This window comes from Cyanobium sp. Candia 9D4 (assembly GCF_024346155.1).
GTDB classification, from domain to species: domain Bacteria; phylum Cyanobacteriota; class Cyanobacteriia; order PCC-6307; family Cyanobiaceae; genus Cyanobium; species Cyanobium minutissimum.
Map to the genome: position 1 here is coordinate 319971 of NZ_JAGQCK010000003.1, position 24820 is coordinate 344790.

The following is a 24820-nucleotide window of genomic DNA, read 5'->3' on the forward strand; positions in this document are numbered from 1 at the left end:
GCGACCTGCCTAGAGCAGCCCCCGGTGGCGCACGAACAGCTGCACCATCGCCCAGGAGCCCAGGGTCACCTTGACGGCCACCAGCCCGTTGAGCAGGGGGATCCAGCCCCCCGAGGCCAGGGTGCCGAAAGTGCCGGCGGGCAGGGGGACGCCCTCGAGGGCGAAGGCGGAGAGGACCACGAAGGCGATCACGGCGGCCTTCTCCCAGAGGTCGGCCCGCCAGCGGCGGTAGAGGCGGTCGGAGAGGCGGGCCGAGCCGCTGATCAGCACCAGGCCGATGGCGGTGCCGCCGGCCACCCCCGCCGCGAACCCGCCCCCCGGGGACAGGTGGCCGCGCAGGGCCAGCTCCACCCCGATCAGGGTGGCCATGGTGGCGCCGAGCTGGCAGAGCACCACCGAGGGGGCATCCTCGATGGCCCGGATGCTCGTCTTGGTGGGCTCCCCCGCCAGCAGGAAGCGCACCCCGATCGAGGCCAGGGTGAACACCACCACTTCGGCGATCGTGTCGTAGAGGCGCGTGTGCAGGATCACCCCCGACACCAGGTTGGGAACGTCGGTGGTGGCGGCCAGCGAGGCGATCATCGGCCCGATGGGGGGCGGCGGCGGCAGGGCCGCGGCCAGCGGGGCCAGGCACAGGGCGGTGGCGGCCAGCAGGTAGAGCCAGGTCATGGCCGCTCCCCCGGCAGCAGCTCACCACCGCTGCTCTGCCAGCGGCGAAAGCCCTCCAGGGCCCGCAGCCGCTCCGCCAACCCGGGGTTGGCCAGCTGCAGCCGCAGGCCCGGGCCCAGCTGGCCGTGACTGGCGTCGGCCTCGCCGGGCTCCGCCGGCTCCGGCGGCAGCAGCCGCAGCCGCAGCGACAGGGGGCCCAGCCAGTCGCGCAGCAGCGCCTGGGTGGCCTCGCTGGGGGGATCGTCGGCCGGGTAGGTCAACCGCAGCGCCATCGAGGAGCGCAGAGCCACCGCATAGAGGGTGGTGGAGAGCAGGGTGCCCACCAGGGCTTCGGTGATCGCCACGTCCGGGGCGCCCAGCAGGGCATAGATCAGGGTGGACACGGACCCGAGGATGCCCCGCAGCACCAGGGTCTGGTAAGGGTTCGACTGGCTCACCAGCAGCACGGCGGTGAGGGGCAGCAGGGCGGTGATCGGCAGGAGCAGATCCAGCTCGCCCACCAGGGACACGCTGCCGCTCATGGCTCCGGCTCCCGGCGGGAGGCCAGCGAGCAGTTGGCCAGCACATAGCCGAAGATCGTGTTCCACAGGATCAGCGCCAGCAGGGCCAGCACCAGCAGGGGCCACTGGCCGGGGATGCGCAGCAGCAGGCCCAGCAGCATCAGGACCGAGCCGAGGGTGTCGGCCACCGAGAGGGCGTGCAGCTTGCTCAGGTAGCTGCGGCTCTCCAGCAGGGGCCAGGTGCCCCAGAACCAGAGCAGCAGCCCGGCCCCGAGCAGCAACAGGCTGGCGTGATCGGCGAAGGACGCGAGGGTCATCGCTCCGTCCCCCGCAGCAGGTTGGCCAGCAGCAGCAGCCCGGCGTTACCGGCGCAGAGGACGATCACGCCGGCCAGGCCCAGCATCCGGTCGCCCCGGACTGCCGACACCACCAGGATGATCAGGGCCACCTTGCTGGCGACGCTGGAGAAGGCCGCCAGGCGGTGCCACACGTCGCTGGGCCGGCAGGCCACCGCGATCGGGATCAGCAGGGCCAGCACCATGCCCCAGAGCAGCACCGTCATGGGGTCGGCCCTCCGGTGGCGGGGTCGGCGGCCGGGGGCCGGCGGAGGCACAGGGCGTGGATGCGGTAGCGGCGACCGCCGTCCTCCAGGCCGAGCACGATCGTGAAGGGGGTGAGGGTGATGCGGAACACGTCCAGGAAGACGAGCAGGGGAATGGTGCTGTCGGTGGTGGCCTCGCTGATCTCCTCCTCCTGCGGCTCACGGCCGACGATCAGCCGCAGGGCCTCCAGGTAGGCCTGGGGCACGGCCAGCAGGCTGCGCCCCAGGGCCCGCAGCAGGGCCCGCAGGGGCAGGGGCCGGGAGTGGGCGCGGGGCAGCAGCAGGGCCACCACCAGGCCGATCAGCAGGTTGAGGCGGCTCAGGTCGGCGGTCAGCAGGCACCAGACCGCCAGCCGGAAGGCGGTGGTGAGCAGCAGGGGCAGCAGGCGTCTCATCGGATCCACACCAGCAGGCCGGCCCCCACTACCCCTATGCCGCCCACCAGATCGGGGAAGGCCTCCAGATCCGGCAGGCGGAACCAGGGACGGTGCCGCAGGGGCTGCAGCAGCCGATGCAGCCCCACCCCGGCCGCCAGCACCAGGGTCGCCTTGGCGGCCGCGGGGAGCAGCTCCGGACTCCAGCTGCGGCTGGCCTCGGCGGCACCAAGCAGCACCAGCGCCGCCAGCAGCAGCAGCACCCCGGGCGACCAGGCGGGCTCCGCCGGGGCCGGCGCGGCTGCCTCCTGCAGGGGGGCGCCCCAGAGACGCGCATAGACCGCCGCGGTGCCGACGGTGAGCAGGCTGAGCAGCAGGCCCGTGGGCCCCGGCAGGGTCCGATCCAGGCCGGCCTTGGCGAAGAAGCCCAGCAGCGGCGGCACCCCCACGATCGAGAGGGAACCGATCCACAGCGGGACCCACACCCCGGCGGCCAGGGGCCGGCGGGCCCAGCCGGCCAGGTCGCGGCCGGGGAAGCGGCGGGCCACCAGGAACAGGGCGGCCTTCGCCAACCCGTGGCCGAGGGCATAGAGCCCTCCGGCGGCCGGCGCCAGCACCACCAGTCCCATCTGGGAGAGGGTGCTCCAGGCCAGCAGCCGCTTGGCATCCGCCTCCACCAGGGCGAACACCAGGCCCAGGCCGGCGCTGGCCAGACCGATCACCGGCAGCACGGCCGCCAGGGCCGGCACGACGCCGCTCAGCCGCAGCAGGGGAACGATCCCGGCGGCGACCACCACGCCGGAGAGCAGGGCGGACACCTCCGCCGGCGCCTCGGCGTGGGTGCGGGGCAGCCACAGGCCCGAGAGGAACAGCCCGGCCTTGGTGAGCAGCCCGACCAGCAGCAGGGCCAGGGCGGCCGCACCGGCTCCGGCGACGGCCTCGAGCCGGAAACTGCCCTGGGCCAGGTAGACGACGGCGGCACCGACCAGGTAGAGGGTCATGACCGTGTTGCCGATCAGCAGGTAGCGCAGCGCCAGCCAGAGGGAGCGCTCGGAGCGGCTGCCCAGGATCAGCAGGAAGGCGCTGATCCCCACCACTTCAAGCGTCACGTAGAGGCTCACCAGGTCCACCGCCACGAAGGCGGAGGCCAGGCCGCCGTGCAGCACCATCAGCAGCAGCAGGAACGGCCCGGGCAGGGTCCGGCGCCAGCTGTCCAGCACCACCGCGCCGCACACCAGGGCATTGAGGATCAGGAACGGCGCCGCCAGGCCATCGGGCTGCAGCGACACTCCGTAGGGGCCGAGCAGGCTGAGGCTGGCCGGCAGGGCACCGGCCTGGATCGCAAGGGCCACCGCGCCGGTGGCCAGGCAGCAGAGCAGGGCCAGCCCGCGGGCGAGGGGGGGCAGCAGGGCGGCCAGAAACGCCGCGGTGTAAGGCAGCAGCAGCCAGCCGATCAGCAGGGTCTCGCCGGAGGGTGGCGCCATCAGCGCCGCTCCCCGGCGTCGAGGCGACCCGCATCGAAGCTGGCCAGATCAAGGCTGGGGTCGACGCGGGCCAGACGGGTGATCACCACCAGCAGCAGGGCCTGGATCGAGAGGCCGATCACGATGGCCGTGAGGATCACGGCCTGGGGGATCGGGTCGGCCATGGGCAGCGGAGCCGCGACGGCCCCGGGGGCGAGGGGGGCCGCCAGGATCGGGCTCCGCAGGCCGGCGCGCGCCGCCACGAGCACGAAGAGGGCGACCACGGCGGACCCCATCACGTCCATGGCCAGCACCTTGAGGAACAGGTTGCGGCGCAGCAGCAGCCCGACGAAACCCACCAGCACAGCCACCAGGATCAGGAGCTCAAGCAGGCGGAACGGATCCATTGGACCTTCCTTCCCGGAGGACGGCCGGGACACGGAGCGGGATGGTAGCCGTTGCTGCCAGAGGCCGACGGGCCAGGCCGGGCCTCAGGCGGAGGCCTGGAACTGCTCCGCGAGCAGGCGGCGCTGGTACTCCAGCGACAGGGCCTCCAGGTGGGAACGGGCCTGCTCCTGCAGGGCGGGATCCAGCTGGTCGAACACCAGACCCTGGGGCACCTGCATGCGCAGAACGAGGGCCAGGGCATCGAAGATGCGCACCTGGTCGCCCTGCCAGCCCTGGTACTCGGCGGCAAGGGCCATCAGCGCCTCACCGGAGGCCTGGCCTGCCATGACCCGCGGCCGCAGCTCCTGCACCTGGGCCAGGCGCGCCGAGCTCACCAGGGCATGGGCCGCGCCCAGGGCCGCCAGGGAATCGGCCGCTTCCCGCTTGAGCACGGTCATGTCGCGGCTGAGCACCACCGCCTCCACCGAGAGGGGCTCCCGCATGCCGGGCAGCAGCGCCGCACCGGGATCGGCCGCGGGCGCCTTGGCCAGGGCCGGGGCCAGGGCCGGTGGCGGCGCCGGCGGCTCCTGCCACAGGACCGCCGCCATGGCGCGCAGACGCCGGGCCAGCCACTGTCTGACGCGTCGGACCTGTACCGCCATGGGTCGCAAGGGATCGGATGTTCCCAATGTGGCCGCTCCGCCCGGGAGAGCGTGACGGCCCTCCCCCCAGCCGTCCGGTCGGATAGCCGTCCAGGCTCCGGATCAGCGGCGGTCATGCCAGTGATCGCTTGCCAGAGTCGGCCCAGAGTGCCGCGGCGCCGCCGATGACCCCAGCCCAGCGACGCGTCTTCCTCTGGCGGCGTGCCCTGGCCCTGGTGGTGGTCCTGGTGCTGGTCGCGGCCGTGGGCATCGGCGCCAGCCGGCCCGCGGGGGCCCTGGCGGCCACCGCCGCGGCCGAGGCACCGGCCCGCAGCATCACCGGCAACGCCGCGGTCGACACCGGCGATGCCGGCAGCTTCCGCCTCGGCACGGTGCGGATCCTGGGGGTGCCCGTGATCACCGTGGCCTCACCGGCGGTGGATGCCGGCAGCGGCTCCGGGCCGGAGGCCGCCGAGCGGGCCCGGGTGATCGAGGGCAACCTCAGCCAGCTGTACGAGCCCCGCAATCCCTGCACGCCCGGGGAACGGCTCGGTGAGGCGCTGCTGGATCACCTCAGCCTCGAGGGGACGACGGCCGCCTGCGACCCCAACCATCTGGGGCTGCAGGGGCGGCCGGAGGCCCTGAGGGTGGTGGTCCTTCAGGAGCCGGGTGGAGATCGGCGGCTGGCGGCCGTCGTGCCCGGCCGCGCCAGCCCCTTCCCCCTGCTCACGGTCACCGAGCAGGACGCCCAGTTCAACGGCCTGACGGCCGAGGCGCTGGCCAAGCGCTGGCGCGGCCTGCTGGAACGTCGCCTGCGCAGCGCCCGACGGGTGTTCGGGGAGGAGCAGATCAACGATCGGCTGCGGATCAGCCTGGTCTCCCTGACCGTCCTGGCCCTGCTCATGGCGGTGGTGGTGGTGCTCTGGCAGCGGAGCCACCGGCTCCTGCCGCGCCTGCAGCGTCGCTGTGCGGAGGGTTCCGGACGCCTCGATCCCCTGGCGCTCCAGGCCACCCAGGCCTTCAGCCGGCTGCTGGCGGCACTGGTGCTGCTGCTGGGGGTCGCCATGGGGGCGGTGCTGCTGCTGGCCTGGCCCGGCCAGATCCCGGCCGCCATCGATGTGCTGATGCAGCCGCTGGTGGTGCTGATGAAGGCGCTGCTGCTGCTGGCCCTGGCCGCGGTGCTGCGGGGCCTGGTGGGGCTGCTGCTGACCCAGTGGGCCAGCCACCCGGCGGTGCGCAGCGATCACCGCGCCCGTCGTCGGCAGCGCTACCTCAGCCTGCTGCGGGTGCTGCGGCGGCTGGTGAACCTGGCCTGCCTGCTGCTGTTCGCCCTCTGGACCGTCCGCGGCATCCCTGTCCTGCGGGATCTGTCCACCAATGCCGTGCTGGCCAGCGGCGCCGTGCTGGGCGCCCTGGCGCTCGTGTTCCAGGGGTTGCTGCGGGACTTCGTCGCCGGGCTGGTGCTGCTGCTCGACGATCGTTATGCCATCGGCGACTGGGTGGAGATCACCGGGCGCACAGGGGAGGTGGTGGACGTGGGCGTGCTGAGCACCGAACTGCGCGCCGCCGACCAGCGGGTGGTGGTGGTGCCCAACAGCCACTGCGAGCAGGTGGTGAACCACACCAAGCTGCGCTCGGGAGCGGAAGTGACCCTGCTGCTGTCGCGCCGCCTCACCGATCTGGGGGGCGCCATGGCCGTGGTCGCCGAGGAACTGGCCGCCTTCGGCAGCGATCCGCACTGGGCCGCCCGCCTGCTGGAGCCCCCCCGCCTGCTGGGCATCGAGGCGATGACGGCGGACGACCTGCAGGTGAAGGCCCTGCTGATCACCCAGGCAGGCCAGCAGGGGGAGGCCCGGCGGGCCCTGCTGGGGCGGCTGGTGGAACGGCTGCAGGGCTGGCCCCAGCAGCCCGGCGAGCCGCCGGGATCCGCTTTCTAAGCTGATGCCCCTTCCCATGCCCGCACGGGCTCCCCGGCCGATGGATCCCTTCGCTGTCCCTCCCGGCCCCGGGCTTCGCTTCGGCCGCCGGGAGCTGCTGCTGGGCGCGGCAAGTGCCGGCTTCGCCCTGGCGGTGCGGCCCGTCGCCGCCTCCACCGTCACCACCTCCGCCGAGGGGCTCGACGCCGGCTGGGTGTCGGTGCCGGCGGCTGATGGGGACGTGAAGGCCTACCGGGCCCGCCCGGCCAAGGGCTCAGGCTTCCCGGTGGTGCTGGTGGTGCAGGAGATCTTCGGCGTCCATGCCTACATCCAGGACGTCTGCCGCCGCCTGGCCCAGCTGGGGTACCTGGCCATCGCCCCGAGCCTGTTCGATCGCCAGGGCGATGTCACCGTGCTGCCCGACATCCCTTCGATCCTGCCGCTGGTGGCCACGGTGCCCGATGCCCAGGTGATGGCCGATCTCGATGCCACCGCCGCCTGGGCGGCCGCCAGCGGCGACGGCGATGTCTCCCGGCTCGGCATCACCGGCTTCTGCTGGGGCGGGCGGATCACCTGGCTCTATGCCGCCCACAACCCGAAACTGAAGGCCGGGGTGGCCTGGTACGGCCGCCTGGTGGGCCAGGCCACCGACCTGCAGCCCCTCTATCCGATCGATGTGATCCCCCGGCTCAAGGCGCCGGTGCTGGGGCTCTATGCCGGCGAGGACGACGGCATTCCGATGGCGTCGGTGGAGCGGATGCAGGCGGCCCTGAAGGCGGCCGGCAGCCCCAGCCGCATCGAGGTGTTCCCGGGCCTGCCCCACGGCTTCCATGCCGACTACCGCCCGACGTATCGCCAGGCCGCCGCCGCCGCCGGCTGGACGCAGCTGCAGGCCTGGTTCCGCGCCAACGGCGTGGTCTGAGGGCAGGCGGGGAGGTCAGGCCCGGTTGAGGTGCTCCTCGGCGGCGGCCGCCAGGGACTCACTCCAGTGGTCGACCTGGCTCTGCTCGGCCGCCTCCACCATCACCCGCAGCAGGGGTTCGGTGCCGCTGGCCCGCACCAGCACCCGGCCATGGCCCTCCATGGCCGCCTCCGCCTCAGCCACCGCCAGCCGCAGCGGTTCGCACTGCTGCCACTGCTGGCGCCGCTGCCGGTCGGGCACGGTCACGTTCACCAGGCGCTGGGGGTAGGGCTGGAAGCTGCCGTCCATCCATTCGGCCAGCTTCAGACCACCGCCCTGGATCAGGGTGGCCACCTGCAGGGCGGTGAGCAGGCCGTCACCGCTCATGCCGTGGCGGGCCGAGAGGATGTGGCCGGATTGCTCGCCCCCCAGGCCGGCCCCGAGGGCCTCCATGGCGGCGTGCACGTGCTGGTCGCCCACATCGGTGCGCTCCAGCACCCCGCCGCTGGCCTGCCAGGCCCGCTCGAAGCCCAGGTTCGACATCACCGTGGCCACCAGGCGATCGTCGGGCAGCTGGCCCTCGCGACGCAGGGCCGAACCCCACAGATAGAGGGTGTGGTCGCCGTCTACCACCCGGCCGCGGCCGTCCACCGCCAGCATCCGGTCGGCGTCGCCGTCGAAGGCGAAGCCCATGTCGGCGCCGCTCTCCAGCACCGCCCGCCTGAGGGGCTCCAGGTGGGTGCTGCCGCAGCCCTGGTTGATGCGCTCGCCATCCGGCTCGCCGTGCAGCACCAGCACCTCGGCCCCCAGGGAGCGGAACAGCTCCTCACCGCAGGCGGTGGCTGAACCCCAGCAGAGGTCGAGCACGAGGCGGCAGCCGTCGAGCCGCTGGCCGCCGGTGCTGGCCCGCAGCGCGTCGACGTAGGCCGCCAGCAGGTCGGGCCGCGCCACCTCCCGGCCGCTGCCCGCCAGCGGCGGCGGGGCGGTGCGGCCCTGGAGTCCCGCCTCGATCGCCTGCTGGCGGGCCGCCACCAGCTTGGCGCCGCTGGCTCCGAACACCTTGATGCCGTTGTCGTGGGGGGGGTTGTGGCTGGCCGACACCATCAGCCCCCCGGCGGCCCCCTCACGCCGGATCGTGCCCGGCACCGCCGGGGTGGGGCACAGCCCCAGCTGCCACACCTCGCGGCCGGCGGCCATCAGGCCGGCGCTGAGGGCCGCCACCAGCATCGGCCCGCTGCGGCGCGAGTCCGTGCCGATCACCACCGGCCCGTCGGCCTGGAGCACCACCCCGGTCCAGTAGCCCACCTGCAGGGCCAGGGCCGGGGTGACGCTGGTGCCGACGCGGCCGCGGATGCCGTCGGTGCCGAAGCGGGCCACGCCGTCGGTCAGGGGGGCCCCGAGGGGGAACCCCGCCGCCTGCGAAGCCGCTTTACCCATGCCGCTGCCATCACTGGGGAGCAGGCTACGCGCCGTGCCCGGTGACACCACCGCCGCCGCAGCCGGCGGGGCTCAGCGCCAGCGGGGCGGCCACCAGCGCCAGCGCAGCAGCTCAAGGGTGGCCCAGAGCAGCAGCAGGCCCACGCACCAGCCCGGCAGCAGCCGCAGGGGCCAGAGCGGCCGCAGCAGCAGGCTGAGCAGGGCCACCGCGCTCACCACCACGGCGCGGCGGCGCTGGCCGGCCCCGGGCAGGCGGTCGAACAGCGGCGGCAGGGCGGGGAGGGAGGGCAGTCGCACCGGGGGCGGCGCAGGCGGATGCCCAGAATGCCCCGGACGCCGTCCCCCGGCCATTGGCCCGACTCCCGCTGCTGCTGTCCCTCTCCTGTCTGGGCACCGGCCTGGCACTGGTGGGGGGCCGGGCCCTGCTGGCGCGCCAGCCGGCGCTCACCCCCGCTACCCCCACCGACCGGCTGGAGTGGCTGCAGCACTGGGATGCCGATCCCTGGCGGCGCCGGGAGGCCAGCCTGCTGCTGGCGGCCCGCAGCAAGGATCCCCAGGCGCAGCGCCAGTGGCTGCGGGGCCAGGGCTGGGGTCCCGACCCCCTGGCCGCCCTGGTGCTGAAGCAGGACGCCCTCGCCGCCGCGGCCCTCGACCGCCCCGATACCGCCCAGGCCCTGTGGCGCCAGCTGCAGCGGCGCTTCCCGGGTGATCCGGCCAGCGCCGATGCCCTCTACGCCCTCGGCGGTGACGATCCGGGCAAGCGCCGACAGCTGCTGCAGCGCTTCCCGGCCCACCCCGCCGCCCTGGCCGCCGCCCTCGCCGCCGGCCCGGAGGCGGCCGAACGGCGCCGCGGCGCCCTGCACCTGGCCCGCTGGGGCGCCCGCTGGCCCGGCGCCGAGGCCCGCCTGCGGCAGGTCTGCCAGGAGGACCGCCCGGACCTCAGCGCCCGGCAGCGGGGGCAGCTGGCGGAGGGCCTGGCCGAACTGGGCGATGCCGAAGGGGCCCTGCGCTGCCTGGGCTCCAGCCTCAACGGCCTGGGGGCCAGCGGCGGGCTCAGCCTGGGCCGGGCCCTGCTGGCGGGCAACGAACAGCAGCAGGGCCAGGCCGAGCGGCTGCTGCTGGATCTGGTCCGCAGCGCCCCCACCACCACGGAAGCCGAGGCGGCCGTGCGCCTGCTGGCCCAGCAGGGCAGCCCCGCCGCCGCCGCGGCCCTGGCCCGGCTGCCGCCCCGCTGGCGCGACAGCGCCCCGGTGCTGGCCCGGCGGATCCAGGAGGCCGAACCCACCGGGGACGGCCCCCATCCCGCCACCGACGCCGCTGCCCTGAAGCTGCTGCGCCGCTGGCCCCTCGACCCCGCCAGCCGCACGCTGCAGTGGGATCTCGTGCGGGAGCGGCTGCTGGCCGGCCGCTGGCGGGCGGCCCTGGCGCTGCTGGAGGCCATCCCGACTGAGGAGCTGCCGCCGCCCCTGGCCGCCCGCCAGGGCTTCTGGATCGGCTTCATTCAGCAACAGCTCGGCGACGGCGCCGCCGCCAGGGCCACCTGGGAGGCGCTGCTGCGGCGCCATCCCGGCGGCTACTACGGCTGGCGCGCCGCGGTGCGCCTGGGCCAGGGGGATCTGCAGCTGGACGCCGGGCCCCACCTCCCGGCCACTGCCGACGGCGGCGGCGGCGGCAGTGGCTGGCGGCCCCTGGCCAGCGGCGATGCGACCCTCGATCGGCTCTGGCGGCTGGACCAGCGCACCGAGGCCTGGGAGACCTGGCGCCACCGCCGCGGGCGCCGGGCGCCGGAGGGCAGCCGGGAGCTGCTGCTGGAGGGGCGGCTGCGCCAGGGGGTCGGCGACGACTGGACCGGCTTCGGCCTGCTGGAGCAGGCCAGCCTGAAACTGGACGGCAACCAGTGCGCCCTGGAGCGCGAGCTGGAGCGCAGCCTGCATCCGCTGCGGTTCGAGGCGGCCTTCCGGGCGGCCGCCAACCAGGGCGGGCTGCCGATGGAGCTGCTGCTGGGGGTGGCCAAGCAGGAGTCGCGCTTCACCCCGGCAGTGCGCTCGCCGGTGGGGGCCACGGGCCTGATGCAGCTGATGCCGGAGACCGCCGCCGAGCTGGCCGGCGGGCCGGTGCCGGAGTCGGTGCTGGAGGACCCGGCCGGCAACGCCAGCCTCGGCAGCCGCTACCTGGCGAACATGCTGCGCCAGTGGGACGGCGACCCCCTGCTGGCGGTGGCCAGCTACAACGCCGGGCCCGGCGCCGTGGCCGGCTGGGTGAACCCCCAGCTGCGCAGCGACCCGGAGCTGTGGGTGGAGGCGATCCCCTATCCCGAAACCCGCCTGTACGTGAAGAAGGTGCTGGGCAACGTCTGGAGCTACCAGCAGGGCAGCCAACCGGGCTGCTGAGTCAGCGCACCAGCAGGCGGCCGAAGTTGGCGCCGCCGAGCACCAGCAGGGTGAGCACCCCGGCCAGCACCAGCGGCGGCGGCACCACCCGCACCCGGAGCAGGTCGAGCCGGGCCAGCAGCACCGCCGAACCCATGATCAGCACGTTGGCCAGCACGTTGAGGTGCAGCAGGTAGAGGCCGCCAACGGTGACCAGCAGCAGGGTGACCACCAGGCTCACCACCCGGCTGGCCGCCATCACGATCGACAGCTGCCGGATCACCAGGTCGGGCATGGTGCAGACGAACACGATCAACATGGCCTGCAGGCACTCCGCCGACCAGACCAGGGTGGTGAGCTCCTGCATCCGGGTGCCGCCGGCCTCCAGGGCATGGCTCCAGTGCATCCCCTGGTAGGTGCTCACCCCCATCAGCACCAGCAGCATCGGGGCCTGGATCGGCAGCAGCATCAGCCGGACGACCTCCTTCATGGCTCCAGCACCAGGGTGATGGCCTCCAGCGGGCAGCTGGGGATGCACTGCTCGCAGACCAGGCAGCGGGAGGCCTCGAAGTGGAGCCGCTGGCTCGCCGGGGTGTAGTGGAGGGCGCCGCTGGGGCAGACGCTGGAGCAGATGCCGCAGTCGACACAGCGCTCCGGATCGATGCGGATCTCACCGGGGGCGCGGTTGAGCCCCAGCCCCTGGCTCTCCAGCCAGTCCTCGGCGGCATCGAGCTCGTCGATGTCGCCGGAGAGCTCCACCACCATGGTGCCGCTCTGGTTGGGCGCGATCTGGGCCCGCAGGATCTTGGCGGCGATGTCGAAGTCGACCGCGAGGCGGTAGGTGATCGGCTGGTGCACCGCCTCGGAGGGGAAGTGGAGAGTGAGGCGCCGTTTCACCGCTCCAGGCCGGGAAAGCTGACGCTAGCAACGATGTCCGGAGCCAGCCCCCGGGCCCGCGGGATGGGCGACGCCCGGCGGGAGGGCCGACGCTGACGGTGAGTCGACACTGCCAGAGTGGGCGCCGTTCCGTGTCGCCGCCGCCCATGGCCCCGTCGGGCAGTTCCCCCCCCTCCACCCTCGGCCGCACCGAGCGCATGGTGCTGGCGGCCGTGGCGGCCGTGCTGGTGGTGCTGATGGTGTGGCTGCGGGGCGGCCTGCACCCGGAAGCGCCCCTGGAGCGCCTCGCCCGCCAGTCGCCCGAGTTCAGCGTGGCCCTGGCCGATGGGCGACCCACCCTGGTGGAGTTCTACGCCGACTGGTGCGAGGCTTGCCGCTCGATGGCCCCGGCGATGGAGCGGATCGAGCGCCAGCAGCGGGGCCGGATGGATGTGGTTCTGCTCAACGTCGACAACCCCCGCTGGCAGCCGGAGCTGGAGCGCTACGACGTCAACGGCATCCCCCAGCTGGAGTTCTTCGACGCCGCCGGCGCCCCCGTGGGCCGCTCGATCGGCGCCCGCAGCGGCCCCGAGCTCGAGGCCCTCACCACCGCCCTGGTCGACGGCACGCCCCTGCCCCTGCTGGCGGGGGTGGGGGCGGTGAGCAGCCTGCCGGAGGCGGCCGGGGCCGAGGGCACAGCTCCCCCGGCCGCCGCCCTGCCCACCCAGGCCGGTCCCCGCAGCCACGGCTGATCGGCCGCCACCACGCTCCTCTCCCCCGCACCCCCGCCCATGGATCCCCGCTTCCGGGTCGCGCTGATCGCCGCCACGCCGAACCCGCAGCAGTGCGTCTACGCCGGGATGCACCAGGACTACAGCGAAGGGTTCGTGGCCGCCGACCGGGCCGACTGGCCCGATGAGCGCAAGGCCGGTGAGATCTGCGTCAAGCGGCTGCTGGCCGGCGAGCGCGGCCACTACGGCCCCCTGGAGCACGCCCAGATCGTGCTCAACGTGGGCTGGTTCCCCCATTCGGTCATGCAGCAGGCCCGCACCCACCGGGTGGGGGTGAGCTTCGATGTCCAGTCGATGCGCTACACGGGCGACCGCATCCGCCGGGCCGCCAACGGGGAGCTCGACCTGGAGGAGGTGTTCTACCTGCGGCCGGTGGGGCCCTACAGCGACCGCCAGGGCAAGAAGTATCTGTACGACGAAGGCCAGCGGGCCATCGATCTCGAGCTCTGCCGGGCGGCGGCGGCGCGCTACCGCGACCTGCTCGATGCGGGCTTCGCCGAGGAGCACGCCCGCGGCATCCTGCCCTTCGACTACCGCCAGCACTTCGTGGTCAGCTTCACCCTGCGGGCGTTCCTGCACTTCCTCGACCTGCGGGCCAAGCTCGATGCCCAGCAGGAGATCCGCGAACTCTGCGACCTGATGTGGCCCCACCTGCAGCAGTGGGTGCCGGAATTCGCCGACTGGTACGAGAAGAGCCGGCTGCACAAGGCCAGGCTGGCGCCCTGAGGGCGGTGGTGAAACGCCTCCCCTGGGGCCTCGCCGCCGCCCTCTCCCTGGCCCTGGGCCTGGGCGCGCCGGGCGCGGCGACCGCGGAACCGGTGCTGCGGGTGGGCCTGGTGGACGGCTCGCCGCCCTGCAGCTACCGGGAGGCGGGGGTCTGGCGGGGGCTGGCCGTTGACCTGTGGAACCGGGTGGCCACGCTGGAGGAAATCCCCTACGTGGTCTCCCAGTGGCCCTCGGTGCGGCAGATGCTGGAGGCCAGCCGCGAGGGCCGGCTGGATGTGGCGGTGGGCTGCATCAACGTCTCACCCGACCGGCTGCGGCGCTACCGCTTCAGCCTCCCCTTCCAGGAGGACGGCCTGGCGGTGATGGTGGTCAAGAGCCGGCTGGATCTGGGGCGCTCCTTCCTGAGCGCCCTGCTGACGCCGACGCTGCTGCAGCTGCTGGGCAGCTACCTGCTGGCGATCGCCGTGCTCACCGGCATCACCCTGCGCCTGGAGGTCCACCACCATCCCGCGAGGGACGGCCGGCGAAACTCCCTGCGCCACGTCAGCAAGGTGTTCCAGGTGCTGGCCACCGGTCCGGGCAGCAACACGATCGTGACCACCACCCGCGGCAACGGGGTCGTGATCCTGGCCTACCTGGTGCGGATCGTCTCGGCATCGCTGCTGGTGGGCTACCTCACCGTCAACGTGGCCGGGGAGATCCAGGGCAGGGCCAGCGGCGACATCCGCTCGCCGGCGGATCTGCGCGGCCTGCGGGTGGGGGTGCGCAGCGGCACCGTCAGCGAGTCGCTGCTGAAGGAACTCAACGCCACCAGCACCGGGCCGAAGGCGACGATCGTGCCGCTGGCCAGCATCGGCGAGGGGGGAGCTCTGCTGGCCGAACGCCGGATCGACGCGCTGCTGGGGGACAACCTGCAGCTCAGCTACCTGCTGCTCCAGGAGGAGGCCAAGGGCTTCCTGCCCAGCCTGGCGCTGGAGGGGATCCGGCCCGAGTCCCAGGCCTTCGCCTACGCGCCGGCGCTGCCGGAGGCCACCGCCAACCGCATCGACCAGGCGATCAGCGCCCTCAAGCGCAGCGGCGTGGTCAGCGAGCTGCGCCAGCAGGCGACGACCCGGGGGAATCCCCAGGCGCGCTGACGGCGGCGCTCCACCAGCGCTCCACCACCTCGGGGCTGCCGTACCAGCGGGGGCCGAAGGCGCCGCCATGGGCCACCTCCGGCAGCACCAGGGGGGTGGAGCCCGCCAGCAGGGCCGAGGCCACCGGCACCAGGCCGTCGCCCCGGTCGTCGGGATCGCCGCTGCTGTTGCGGTAGGCGGTGGGGGCCAGGCGCCGCGCCATGGGGGAAGCCTCCTGCAGATCCAGATCCCCGGCCACCGAGACGTAGCGCACCCGATCGGCGAAAGGGGAACCGGGAAGGCGCTCCGCCACCATCTGCCGCAGCACCGTGGCCTTGAGGGCGGTGTGGGGGCTGCCCAGCATCACCAGGGTGTCGGCCAGGGCCTTGCCGTCGTAGCGGCGGCCCTGAAACGGGGCGTCATCCAGAAACAGCCGCAGCATGATGCCGCCGGAGCTGTGGCCGATCAGGGTCACCTTGCCCGTGGGGGAGCGGAGGGCCAGTTCGGCGGCGGCGGCCCGCACCCGATCGAGGATCCCGGCCCAGGCGAAGGCGAAGACGGTGAGCAGCCACTCGGGTTTGCCCACGGGCACCAGCCGCACCGGCTGGCCGCTGAGCTGCTCCAGCCGCGCCACCATCGGGGCATAGGCCTCGGGGCTGATCAGGAAGCCCCCGAGGATCAGGATCGGCTGGCGGGTCATGGGTGAGGACTGGCGGCGCCGCCGAGGGACCCTACCCGCGGCGGGCGGCCTCGATTGCCGCGATGTCGATCCGGGTCATCTGCATCATGGCCTCGAAGGCGCGCCGGGCCGCGGCCCGGTCGGGGTCGGCGATGGCGGCGGTGAGGGCGCGCGGGGTGATCTGCCACGACAGGCCCCATTTGTCTTTGCACCAGCCGCAGGCACTTTCTTCGCCGCCATTGCCAACAATCGCGTTCCAGAGCCGATCGGTTTCGGCCTGGTCGTCGGTGGCGATCTGGAACGAGAACGCTTCGCTGTGATTGAACGCCGGCCCCCCGTTGAGCCCCAGGCAGGGGAGACCGGCGACGGTGAACAATACGGTCAGGACATCACCCTGCTGGCCCGAGGGATAATCGGCCGGCGCCCGGAAGATCTCACCCACCGCAGAGTCCGGGAAGGTTTCGGCGTAGAACGTGGCCGCCTCCAGGGCAGTGCCGTCGTACCAGAGGCAGATCGTGTTGCGAGAGATCGTATTGCGAGAGACCGTGTTGGGGGGCACCATCCTCACGCTCCATGGATCTGTCTGGCGATCCTAGGCGGCGGCTCAGGAACATCGGATACGGCGAAAGACATCACGCCACTCAGCAGAGGTAAGCCGAGAAAAGCCGTGACGGAAGCTGTACACGCTGTACAGGCCTGTTCAGCGGATCATGATCTCCATGCAAGTCGCCATCACAGTCGCCGGGCTGGATACAGCCAGCCCTTGAAGAGTTTCGTCATGCGGGGCATGGCCACATAGGTCATCACGGCGACCACCACCAACGTCACCACCAACGTGCGCAGAAAGGCGGGGAGAGGGCCGATCAGCGGCACCAGAATGACATTGATCAGATTGATCAGCACATAGATCGTGATCCAGGAGACCACCATCATTTTGTAGCGAGGTGGGGCAGGCAGCCCCGGTCGATGGGGCAGGGTGAACCAGGTCTCCAGGCCGGTGAGCATCGCGTACCGGCCCGTGCCCTCCGTGTACTGACGGGCACGGTTCAACAGGCGTTGGCGAATCGGAGACTCCTCCCAATGCTTGAGCCTGCTGATGCGATCGAACTTGAACACAATCCGGTATTCCGGATGGGCCGGATCGGAGGGACGAAACACATTGACCCCCAGATGTCCCTCACAGGCCATGGCCGCTTGAATCAGCTCGGCGAGAACCGCTTCGAAGGCCGCTTCACATCCCGGTTTGATCCGTTGCAGCACATCCACCGTCGTGGGCGGATCAGAATCCAGGTGGTCAGGATCGCTCACGGCGACAGGAGTTGGTGCCCGGCGATGCCGATGTCCAGGCGCACAACTCTGGCAGATTCCAGACCCGAAGGCAGCGGGAACGACAGGCCTCCATTGGTGACGACATAAAGACTGGAGTGGTCGCCCGCACCGGCACCAAAGGCCAGCGCCGTGCTCCCGGCCATCCCCTGCTCTGCCTCGGCAATGATGGTGATCCGGCGATCGGGCGTGATCTTGACCACACTGTTGTAAATGTGGGTGGTGCCATAGAGGATGCCCTCCCGATCAAAGGCAAAGTCATCGAGATTGACGGGTTCGAAAAAGATCTCCGGTTCACCAGGCTGGCCGTTGGGCTGAATCGGTATCTGGATCAACTGCATTCTTTCGGTGTTGGACGCGTAGAGCGTCTGCCCAAAGATCTTGAGTCCGTTGACCGCCGGAAACTCCCGGTCCTCGGAACTGCGCGCCAGCAGAGGATGCTCCAGCCATAGGCCGACCGACCGATCCGCCAGATTCAAGTGCCAGATGGCACCGCGATAGGAGTCGGCCATCAGATAGGTGGATGGCGAAAGGGGTGTCAATCCATTTAGGAAAATGGCCTCGGGCATGGTCGCCAGCAGCGTCACAGCGCCCTGGGGGGAAATCGAATAGACGACAGGAAGGCCGTCGGCGTCCCAGGCTGTCAGCAACAAGTCTCCGGCAGGAGTCAGGGCCAGCCCCGTGGCTTTCCCAGCGATGGCCGCATGCACCATGAGCACACCATCGGCGCCCATCCGAAGCACCTTGCCATCCAGATGGCTGCTGACAAACAACGTGCCATCGGTGCTGACCGCAATGCTTTCCAGGAATGTGCCGGGAGGAAACTCCGCAACCAGATGCGATGGAGCGATCGCCACAGGCACCGCGGCGAAAATCGGCGGCAGTCCGGCTGGGGTAGACATTCAGAATCCTCGCAACGCGAGCCATTGAAATGGAACCGGGGTCAGGCTAGCCATCAAGTCCGCATGGATCTTTCCTGATCTTTGGAAAGATGGCACATTCTTTTGCTCTCGGATGGAGGTATGGGTTATCTCACGGCCATTCGATAGGCCCTGGGGGTCGTGCCCAGGTGCTGGCGAAACACGCGCGTCAGATGGCTCTGGCTGGAGAAGCCACACTGGAGGGCAATAGCGGCGATGGCTGCATCCGAGCACGCCAGCAGCTGCTGTGACCGCTGCAGCCGGCACTGCACGATGAACTGGTGGGGCGACGTCCCCGTGGATTGCTTGAACAAAGTGGCAAAGTAACAGGCGCTCAGTCCCACCAAGGCCGCCAGGTCCGCCAACGAAAGCGCCTGGTCGAGATGGTCCTGGATGTAGCCGGTCACCAGGGCAAGCGTGGACGGCGGCAATGGCCCCGCAGCCGGGAATCGGGGTGGAACCGCCGAGTACGTCTTCAGCAGATGCACGGCCAGACAATTCACGAGCGATTCCACGTACAGCTGATCGCGTCCCCCGTTCAGCTCCAGCTCCGAGCGCAGGGCCAGCCCCAACTGACGAACCAGGGCATCCACCCGTGGCAGACCCGGCACCAGGTCAACCTGATCGGGGCCGATCGCCTCATAGGCCACCCGACCGAGAACATCGGGCCTGAGGGTGAGGATCAGGAACTCCGCGTCCTGATCCCACTGAACCTGATGCGTCACCTTGGCAGGGACGACGATCACCTGCTCGGCAACAACCTGCTCAACCTGGACCCGTCCATTCAACGTCCGTTTGACCTGGAGATCTGCCGGGATATGGGTATGGATGGCAATTTTGTGGTCGGGATAGGCATACTCAGGGGTTTCGAACGGAGGGCAACGGAACTGCTCCAGCGCGATCCCCTGCCACCCTACCCCAGCACTGGAAAGCAAGGGAACGTTCGGCAGAATGGGCGTCAGATTTTCGGTTCTGATGGGGGGTGAATCAGCTCCGGTTGGGGGTGAATCAGCTCTGGTTGTGCGCGAATCAGCCATACCCAGGCCTGAGCCGTCTGCGAAGGCCACGGCAGCGAGTCTATGGATGGTTCCCATCCGTCACTGTGTCTGACCTCACCCGATCGCCGTTCCGTGGAGCCGCTCTACGAGACCCTTCGGGCCACAACCATCCCATAGCCGAAGTGGGAGCCGTGGGCTTCGTAGAGACGGATCTCGTCCTCCACGGCGCTGACGATGGCCCGGGCGGCCTCACTGTGGCCGTGCCGTCGCAGGACATCATCGAAGCGGGCCTGCAGGGGCCGGTAGTAGTGATCCAGCCAGCAGTGCGGCGGCAGCACGACGTAGCCGATCGGCGCGTAGCCATGCCGTTCCAGCAGGGCGATCCTGGCCGAGGCCACGTCGATTTCGGGGTACGCCGCCTGCCAGTGCCGCTGCAGGTCCGCCGGTCGCGCCGCGGTGGTCCAGGTGATGTCGGACACCACCAGCAGGCCGCCCGGTTTCAGGAAGCGGCGCCATCCGGCGATGCCCTTGGCGAAGCCGATGTTGTAGACCGCGCCCTCGGACCAGATGACATCCAGCTCCCCGTCAGCGAAGGGCAGGTTGTCCATGGAGGCGGCGCAGGGGGTGATCGCGCTCGCCACTCCCTGCTGTCGCGCCCGAGCCTGGAGAACGTCGAGAAACTCCGGCCGCAGATCCACCGCCATGATCCGGGCGTTCGGCAACAGGCGGGCCAGCAGCAGGGTGGAGGCTCCGGTGCCGCAGCCGATGTCGGCCAGCCGCAGCGGCGCGGTGCGGTCGACCCCAGCCAGCTGCAGCGCCAATTCCGTCTCCGCGTCCCCTCCCGGCCCCTGCCGCTCCCCATCCCGGTGCAGATCGATCAGCAGCTCGAGAGAGTCCACGGGCTAACGGCTAACGGTTGTGGATCAAACCCAGGGTGGCCTCTTCCACCCGGATGGCCGGCAGGAACAGCCCGTACTCCCAGCCGTCGCCGGGGGGACGGTCGCGCCGGGTGATGAAGTCCTGCCGTGGGGGCCCCTTCCCTTCCGGGCCGCCGTAACGCTCCACGGCGTGGAAGATGGAGACCCGGGCCACGCCGTAGCCCAGTACGTAGGCGCCCAGGAGGCCAGCCAGGAGGGGACGGAGATGCCTGACCAATCGCCCCAGCTCCCTGCGCAGCACTGGGGCCCATCCAACTCCAAACCCGGGGCTTCGAGCGGACGATCTTCCCGGGCGGCAGGGGCTCAACAGGGCAGCGCACAAAGCTGTACAGCCTGTACAGGCCTGCTCCGAGCTCCGAGGGAGACATCAGGGTCGCCGATCAAGCGCCAGAGCCTTTCAGCGCCGCGGCCCCTCGGCAACGGCCCTTCGGCGAGGCCCCCCATCAACGGGCTCGTCCTGTCGCCGGCGCCGGCACGGTGATCGGCTGGCCCTTCACCCCCGCGTAGACCACCACGATCTCGGCGGGTTCGGTGCCGTTGTTGGTGCCGTAATGGGGCTGGTTGACCATCTCGATCAAGCCCTGGCCCGCCTGGAGCTGCACAGTGGCGCCGGCCGCACTGGTCACCAGCAGCTGGCCGCGGATCAGCATGCCGGCGTTGATCACCGGGTGCTGGTGCATGGGCAGCGCCACCCCCGGCGGGATGGTGATGTGCAGCACGGTGACTTCCGGCTGCCCGCTGGGGTAGGCGGGCAGGGGGGTGCCGTTCCACGACCTGGTGGATTGCACCAGCGTCCGCACCGTCACGCCGGCCGGTTCGCCTTCCGCCAGAGCCGGCCGCACGGCCAGCAGCAGGCCACCGGCGAGCAGCATCGGCGCCAGGGCGCGCCGCCGGCTCCGACGTGTCGCCCCGAATCGGTCCATCCCCATAGCCTGCCCCACAGCACCCGCCGGTTCCTGTGGATTTCACCGCCGATCTGCCCGTCGTCCAGGTCCGGCGGGCGGTGATGCGCCGGGCCCTGATCGCCACCGATGTGCCGCCGCGGGTGGCGCTGGCGATGGGCGACGAGCCGCTGCTGCTGCGCTACACGGTGGGGCTGTTCGGCTACGGCCTGATCGGCTGCGCCGTCACCGACGCTGAGAGCTGCCTGCGGCGCCTGGCGGAGCAGCCCCACGGGCTGCTGGTCTGCTCCGACAGCCTCGAGGACGGCGACGTGCTCAGCCTCACCGCCACGGTGAAGGAGCGCCATCCCCAGCTGAAGGTGATCGTGATCGGCACCGCCCCGGTCCAGGACCCGGCGCTGGTGCGGGCGGCCTGGGTGGACGGGCTGGTGGCGGAGCGCGACATGACCTTCCGCAGCGGCGCCCTGCAGGCGGCGGTGCTGGCGGCGCTGGGCGGGCACCATTTCCGCAGCGCCTCGATGCGGGACCTGCCGGTGCCGGCACCGATCAGCGAACTCAGCCCGCGGGACTACGAGATCCTCGAGGGCCTGGCCGATGGCCTCACCGACCGGGAGATCGCCGAGCGGCTGATGATCAGCCCGAGCACGGCCAAGTCGTACACCAAGCGGCTGCTGCAGAACATGGGCGCCCGCAACCGGCTGCAGGCGCTGGTGATGGCACTGCGGCAGGGCCTGATCCGGCTGCGCTGAGCCGCGCGGCCCCGCGCCCTTGCAGCCGATCACCCTCCGGCGCGCCGCCAACCACCCCCCGAAGGGGGTCGCCCCGGACAGGGGGGGCGCCGTAAACCGTTGGGGGTGATCTGTTCTGAACGATGGCGTCCGTCGATCCGGTGACCGGGGTGGGGTTCAACGTCGCCGAGGCCCTGCAGAAAAGCTTCCTCTTCTATGAGGCCCAGCGCTCGGGCAACCTCGACGAGGCCAGCAAGCGGATCGACTGGCGCGGCGATTCCGGCCTGCGGGACGGCCTCGACGGGGTGTACTTCGGCGGCCGCTCGGCGGCCAACCTGCAGAGCGGACTGACGCTCGATCTCACCGGCGGCTACCACGATGCCGGCGACCACGTGAAATTCGGGCTGCCGCTGGCCTCCACCCTCGCCACCCTCGCCTGGGGCGGCATCGAGTTCTCCGATGGCTATGCCGTCACCGGCCAGACCGATGAGCTGCTCGATGCGGTGCGCTGGGGCACCGACTACCTGCTCAAGGCCCACGGCGTCGATGCGGCCGGCACAACGCTCTACTTCGTGGCCCAAGTGGGCGATGCCGGGGCCGACCACGCCCTCTGGAGTTCGCCCGAAAGCCAGACGATCCCCCGACCGGCGATGGCGGTGACGCCCAGCAAGCCCGGCTCCGATGTGGCGGCGGGCTCGGCGGCGGCACTGGCCTCAGCGTCGGTGCTGTTCCGCCAGAACGGCGATGCTGCCTACGCCGATGTGCTGCTCAACCGCGCCCGCTCCCTCTACGACTTTGCCGACCGCTACCGGGGCAGCTACGCCGATGCGATCCCGGAGGTGCGCTCCTTCTACAACTCCTGGAGCGGTTACAACGACGAGCTGGCCTACGGCGCCGCCTGGCTGTCGCGGGCGGTGAGCGCGGCGGGGGGCAACGGCACGGCCTACCGCGACAAGGCCCTGTCGATCTACACCGGCAGCATCGGCGGCCTCTCGCGGGGCTGGACGGGCAACTGGGACGACGCCTCCTATGCCACCGCCGTGATCCTGGCGGAAGACACCGGCTCGGCCCGCATCCAGCAGGACGTGGAGGGCTGGCTGAACAACTGGGTGACCGGCGGCAACGGGGTGACGATCAGCGCCGGCGGCCTGCGCCACATCAGCCAGTGGGGCTCGCTGCGCTACGCCGCCAACACGGCCTTCCTGGCCGATGTCTATGCCGACAACGTGCGCGACCCCGGCGGCGCCTACGGCCGTCTTTCGCAGGGGACGGTGGATTACATCCTCGGCGCCAATCCGCGCCAGTCGAGCTACCTGGTGGGCTTCGGGGTCAACGCGCCCCGGCAGCCCCACCACCGGGCGGCCTCGGGGGTGGGCTGGGACGGGTTCCGCAACGGCCAGCCCAACACCCACACCCTCTACGGCGCCCTGGTGGGCGGCCCCACCAGCGCCAACGACTTCGCCTACCAGGACCGCCGCGACGACTTCGTCGCCAACGAGGTGGCCCTCGACTACAACGCCGCCCTCACCGGTGCCTTCGCCCGCAGCGTCGAACGCCGCGGCGGCGTGCCGCTCACCGATGCCCAGCTCGACGCCCTGCCGGGCATCACGGTGCGGCCGGGCGGTGGCGGAACTCCGGTGACCCCCGCACCAACGCCCACTCCCACACCGACACCCACGCCAACTCCAACACCGACCCCCACACCAACGCCCACCCCGACGCCAACTCCAACGCCAACGCCGACCCCAACGCCAACGCCACCGCCACCGATTCCCACGCCCATTCCCACCCCCGGCGCCCCGCTGCCGGCCACGCTCAACGGCATTCCGCTCACCTCCAGCCCGGATCTGGCGGTGGTGGTGGGGGGCTCGATCTGGACCGGCGGGATGACGGTGCAGCTCACCGTCAGCAATGCCGGCACGGCGGCGCTGAACGGCTGGAGCTTCAGCTTTGAGAGCCCCCACCGACCCAGCGGCACCCCCTGGGGTGTGCGGATCAGCAGCACGGCGCTGGCGGGTGGCCTGTTCCGCCATGTCGTCAGCGGCGACGCCTGGGCCAGCACGATCCAGCCCGGCCGCAGCGTCACCGTGGGCTTCAATGCCAGCCAGGGCCGGGCCCTGGGCCACAGCGGCGCCCTCACGGCGGCGGCCCTGTTCGGTGGTGCCGGCCGGCTGGCCTTCAGCGCCGCCAACCCCCGCTTTCTGACCGGCAACGCCGCTGCCAACACGCTCGCCGGCGGCCCCGGCGCCGACGTGCTCACCGGCCTGGGGGGCGCCGACACCTTCCGGCTCTCCAACCTGGGCGACTCGCTGCTGGCCGCCCCCGACCAGATCACCGATCTGGTGATCGGCAGCGACCGCATCGATGGCCCCCGGGCCGTGTCGGCCGCCGCCCTGCGGGAACTGGGGGCGGTGGCCAGCCTCACCCCCACCGCCCTGGCCGCCGTGCTCACCCCCTCGACCTTCGCCGCCAACGGCGGGGCCACCTTCACCCTGGCCGCCGGCGGCAGCGGCAGCCGCACCTTCCTGGCCCTCAACGACGGGACGGCCGGCTTCCAGGCCGCCAGCGACGCCATCGTCGAGATCACCGGCTACAGCGGCTCACTCACGGCGCTGGCAATCGTGTGATGGGGGCCAGGAATCACCACCGTGTCCCGATCACTTCGGGAGAGGCCCACGTAAACGAGCAGGCCCAGCACCACGAACACCCCCTGGGCGGCCAGGGAGGCCGCCGATAGCCACGGGTAGGCATAGCCACCGGCCAGGAAGGTCGAGATGTCCCAGAGGCCATGGGCCACCATCGCCGGCCAGAGCAGGCCCGTGTAGCGGCGAAACACATACAGCAGGATGCCGCTCAGGGCCGCCAGGACCACCTGGATCGCCCCGACCCATCCCATGCCCATGGCCATGTTGGGGAGGTGGAACAGCCCGAAGCAGACGCCGGTGGTGATCGCGGCGGTGGCTTCCGAGCGGCCCCCCTGGCGCAGGCAGCGCAGGAACAGGCCGCGGAACAGCAGCTCCTCGGCGAAGCCGACACCGACACCGGCGGCGAGGATCGCCACCAGGAGAGCCGGCGGCACCGTGCTCCATCGGATGCCCACCAGGCGCAAGGCAATCATCGCCATCCAGGCCAGCATCGACAGCTTCATCAGGCCCGTGCAGCGCAGCCGCACGGGATCCCGCCAGAGATGGTCCCAGCGGCACCAACGGCTGAAAGCCAGCAGCGCCAGGCCGCCGACGGTGAGGGGGACGACCGCCGTGGCGAAGGCATGGCCGGCCGTCTTGAACCAGTCGGTGTAAGGGATGCCGGCGCGGAACTGCAGCACTCCGGCCAGGAGGCTGTAGGCGAGCCAGAGCGCCACTCCCAGGCGGATCGTCGGGCGGAGGCGCGGGGCAAGGGCGCCCGCCGTGGCGGTGGTCTGCCGTGTGGTGGGCTGCGGTGCGGTGGGCTCCATCAGGGCATGACACCTCTGGGGGCTCTGCTAGCGACACCGGAGGGGCCTGTCACCCTGATCCAGCCAGCGCTGACGCCCGCCGAAACGGTGGATACATTCAAAGCACTGC

29 protein-coding genes are annotated in these 24820 nt (G+C 71.5%); 8 read left to right on the forward strand and 21 right to left on the reverse strand.

Going from position 1 to position 24820, the window contains the following annotated elements; genetic code table 11:
• Positions 1-9 precede the first annotated feature (9 nt).
• The 8 genes from KBZ08_RS09875 to KBZ08_RS09910 form a co-directional block, all read right to left on the reverse strand.
• Positions 10-669: a Na(+)/H(+) antiporter subunit B gene (locus KBZ08_RS09875; RefSeq protein ID WP_254972644.1), complete on the reverse strand. Its 660-nt coding sequence runs from the start codon at positions 667-669 to the stop codon at positions 10-12.
• Complete coding sequence (locus KBZ08_RS09880; RefSeq protein WP_254972645.1) at positions 666-1190, reverse strand: hydrogenase subunit MbhD domain-containing protein; 525 nt, start codon at positions 1188-1190, stop codon at positions 666-668. The genes KBZ08_RS09875 and KBZ08_RS09880 overlap by 4 nt, the downstream gene beginning before the upstream one ends.
• Positions 1187-1486, reverse strand: coding sequence for a monovalent cation/H(+) antiporter subunit G (locus KBZ08_RS09885; protein ID WP_106220851.1), 300 nt, complete (start codon positions 1484-1486; stop codon positions 1187-1189). The genes KBZ08_RS09880 and KBZ08_RS09885 overlap by 4 nt, the downstream gene beginning before the upstream one ends.
• Complete coding sequence (locus KBZ08_RS09890) at positions 1483-1731, reverse strand: hypothetical protein (RefSeq protein WP_015109571.1); 249 nt, start codon at positions 1729-1731, stop codon at positions 1483-1485. The genes KBZ08_RS09885 and KBZ08_RS09890 overlap by 4 nt, the downstream gene beginning before the upstream one ends.
• Complete coding sequence (locus KBZ08_RS09895; RefSeq protein ID WP_254972647.1) at positions 1728-2165, reverse strand: Na+/H+ antiporter subunit E; 438 nt, start codon at positions 2163-2165, stop codon at positions 1728-1730. The genes KBZ08_RS09890 and KBZ08_RS09895 overlap by 4 nt, the downstream gene beginning before the upstream one ends.
• Positions 2162-3628 (reverse strand): proton-conducting transporter membrane subunit, encoded by a 1467-nt coding sequence (locus KBZ08_RS09900; RefSeq protein ID WP_254972649.1) that lies wholly within the window; start codon positions 3626-3628, stop codon positions 2162-2164. The genes KBZ08_RS09895 and KBZ08_RS09900 overlap by 4 nt, the downstream gene beginning before the upstream one ends.
• Positions 3628-4014: a cation:proton antiporter subunit C gene (locus KBZ08_RS09905; RefSeq protein WP_106220853.1), complete on the reverse strand. Its 387-nt coding sequence runs from the start codon at positions 4012-4014 to the stop codon at positions 3628-3630. The genes KBZ08_RS09900 and KBZ08_RS09905 overlap by 1 nt, the downstream gene beginning before the upstream one ends.
• 84 nt (positions 4015-4098) lie before the next feature.
• Positions 4099-4656, reverse strand: coding sequence for a hypothetical protein (locus tag KBZ08_RS09910; RefSeq protein WP_254972652.1), 558 nt, complete (start codon positions 4654-4656; stop codon positions 4099-4101).
• Between the two features lie 164 nt (positions 4657-4820).
• Here KBZ08_RS09910 and KBZ08_RS09915 point away from each other — a divergent pair, with 164 nt between their 5' ends.
• Positions 4821-6572 carry a mechanosensitive ion channel domain-containing protein gene (locus KBZ08_RS09915; RefSeq protein WP_254972654.1) on the forward strand — a complete coding sequence of 584 codons (1752 nt, stop codon included), beginning with the start codon at positions 4821-4823 and terminating at the stop codon, positions 6570-6572.
• A gap of 40 nt (positions 6573-6612) precedes the next feature.
• Positions 6613-7473 (forward strand): dienelactone hydrolase family protein, encoded by an 861-nt coding sequence (locus KBZ08_RS09920; protein ID WP_254972656.1) that lies wholly within the window; start codon positions 6613-6615, stop codon positions 7471-7473.
• Positions 7474-7488: 15 nt separating this feature from the next.
• Here the strand turns inward: KBZ08_RS09920 and glmM are convergent, their stop codons facing one another.
• Together glmM and KBZ08_RS09930 are read right to left on the reverse strand one after the other, a co-directional pair.
• The gene (gene glmM, locus KBZ08_RS09925) at positions 7489-8889 is read right to left on the reverse strand and encodes a phosphoglucosamine mutase (protein ID WP_254972658.1); all 1401 of its coding nucleotides are present in this window, start codon (positions 8887-8889) and stop codon (positions 7489-7491) included.
• Between the two features lie 72 nt (positions 8890-8961).
• Positions 8962-9186, reverse strand: coding sequence for a hypothetical protein (locus tag KBZ08_RS09930; RefSeq protein ID WP_254972660.1), 225 nt, complete (start codon positions 9184-9186; stop codon positions 8962-8964).
• A 53-nt stretch (positions 9187-9239) separates the two neighbouring features.
• Between KBZ08_RS09930 and KBZ08_RS09935 the strand changes: the two genes are divergently transcribed.
• The gene (locus tag KBZ08_RS09935) at positions 9240-11279 is read left to right on the forward strand and encodes a lytic transglycosylase domain-containing protein (protein WP_254972662.1); all 2040 of its coding nucleotides are present in this window, start codon (positions 9240-9242) and stop codon (positions 11277-11279) included.
• A 1-nt stretch (position 11280) separates the two neighbouring features.
• On the opposite strand, the gene KBZ08_RS09940 is transcribed toward KBZ08_RS09935, so the two are convergent.
• Both KBZ08_RS09940 and KBZ08_RS09945 read right to left on the reverse strand, forming a co-directional pair.
• Entirely contained in the window at positions 11281-11748 is a 468-nt protein-coding gene (locus tag KBZ08_RS09940; protein WP_254972664.1) for a hypothetical protein, read from the reverse strand.
• On the reverse strand, positions 11745-12155 hold the full coding sequence (locus KBZ08_RS09945) for an NIL domain-containing protein (protein WP_106220860.1): 411 nt from the start codon (positions 12153-12155) through the stop codon (positions 11745-11747). Before KBZ08_RS09945 ends, KBZ08_RS09940 begins: the two co-directional genes overlap by 4 nt.
• 146 nt (positions 12156-12301) lie before the next feature.
• Between KBZ08_RS09945 and KBZ08_RS09950 the strand changes: the two genes are divergently transcribed.
• The 3 genes from KBZ08_RS09950 to KBZ08_RS09960 are packed head-to-tail and all read left to right on the forward strand — an operon-like array spanning position 12302 to position 14787.
• The gene (locus KBZ08_RS09950) at positions 12302-12886 is read left to right on the forward strand and encodes a thioredoxin domain-containing protein (protein ID WP_254972666.1); all 585 of its coding nucleotides are present in this window, start codon (positions 12302-12304) and stop codon (positions 12884-12886) included.
• Positions 12887-12925: 39 nt separating this feature from the next.
• On the forward strand, positions 12926-13651 hold the full coding sequence (thyX, locus tag KBZ08_RS09955) for an FAD-dependent thymidylate synthase (RefSeq protein ID WP_106220862.1): 726 nt from the start codon (positions 12926-12928) through the stop codon (positions 13649-13651).
• Positions 13652-13656: 5 nt separating this feature from the next.
• Entirely contained in the window at positions 13657-14787 is a 1131-nt protein-coding gene (locus tag KBZ08_RS09960; protein WP_254972669.1) for a transporter substrate-binding domain-containing protein, read from the forward strand.
• On the opposite strand, the gene KBZ08_RS09965 is transcribed toward KBZ08_RS09960, so the two are convergent.
• The 8 genes from KBZ08_RS09965 to KBZ08_RS10000 all read right to left on the reverse strand — a co-directional run bounded on the left by KBZ08_RS09965 (position 14735) and on the right by KBZ08_RS10000 (position 20499).
• Positions 14735-15466, reverse strand: coding sequence for a triacylglycerol lipase (locus KBZ08_RS09965; RefSeq protein ID WP_254972671.1), 732 nt, complete (start codon positions 15464-15466; stop codon positions 14735-14737). The two genes, KBZ08_RS09960 and KBZ08_RS09965, sit on opposite strands and share 53 nt — an antisense overlap.
• 31 nt (positions 15467-15497) lie before the next feature.
• Positions 15498-16007, reverse strand: coding sequence for a VOC family protein (locus KBZ08_RS09970; protein ID WP_254972673.1), 510 nt, complete (start codon positions 16005-16007; stop codon positions 15498-15500).
• A 170-nt stretch (positions 16008-16177) separates the two neighbouring features.
• Positions 16178-16753: an antibiotic biosynthesis monooxygenase gene (locus KBZ08_RS09975; protein WP_254972674.1), complete on the reverse strand. Its 576-nt coding sequence runs from the start codon at positions 16751-16753 to the stop codon at positions 16178-16180.
• Positions 16750-17673 carry an SMP-30/gluconolactonase/LRE family protein gene (locus tag KBZ08_RS09980; RefSeq protein WP_254972676.1) on the reverse strand — a complete coding sequence of 308 codons (924 nt, stop codon included), beginning with the start codon at positions 17671-17673 and terminating at the stop codon, positions 16750-16752. Before KBZ08_RS09980 ends, KBZ08_RS09975 begins: the two co-directional genes overlap by 4 nt.
• Positions 17674-17798: 125 nt before the next feature.
• Positions 17799-18626 (reverse strand): helix-turn-helix transcriptional regulator, encoded by an 828-nt coding sequence (locus tag KBZ08_RS09985; protein WP_254972678.1) that lies wholly within the window; start codon positions 18624-18626, stop codon positions 17799-17801.
• Between the two features lie 206 nt (positions 18627-18832).
• Positions 18833-19588, reverse strand: coding sequence for a class I SAM-dependent methyltransferase (locus KBZ08_RS09990; protein WP_254972680.1), 756 nt, complete (start codon positions 19586-19588; stop codon positions 18833-18835).
• A gap of 10 nt (positions 19589-19598) precedes the next feature.
• Positions 19599-19844 carry a hypothetical protein gene (locus tag KBZ08_RS09995; protein ID WP_254972682.1) on the reverse strand — a complete coding sequence of 82 codons (246 nt, stop codon included), beginning with the start codon at positions 19842-19844 and terminating at the stop codon, positions 19599-19601.
• Between the two features lie 226 nt (positions 19845-20070).
• On the reverse strand, positions 20071-20499 hold the full coding sequence (locus KBZ08_RS10000) for a cupin domain-containing protein (RefSeq protein ID WP_254972683.1): 429 nt from the start codon (positions 20497-20499) through the stop codon (positions 20071-20073).
• Between the two features lie 86 nt (positions 20500-20585).
• Between KBZ08_RS10000 and KBZ08_RS16520 the strand changes: the two genes are divergently transcribed.
• Positions 20586-21278 (forward strand): response regulator transcription factor, encoded by a 693-nt coding sequence (locus KBZ08_RS16520; RefSeq protein WP_254972685.1) that lies wholly within the window; start codon positions 20586-20588, stop codon positions 21276-21278.
• A gap of 122 nt (positions 21279-21400) precedes the next feature.
• On the forward strand, positions 21401-23884 hold the full coding sequence (locus tag KBZ08_RS10010) for a glycoside hydrolase family 9 protein (protein WP_254972687.1): 2484 nt from the start codon (positions 21401-21403) through the stop codon (positions 23882-23884).
• On the opposite strand, the gene KBZ08_RS10015 is transcribed toward KBZ08_RS10010, so the two are convergent.
• A complete protein-coding gene (locus KBZ08_RS10015) occupies positions 23848-24711 on the reverse strand; it encodes a CPBP family intramembrane glutamic endopeptidase (protein ID WP_254972688.1) in 864 nt (287 codons plus the stop codon). The two genes, KBZ08_RS10010 and KBZ08_RS10015, sit on opposite strands and share 37 nt — an antisense overlap.
• Positions 24712-24820 lie beyond the last annotated feature (109 nt).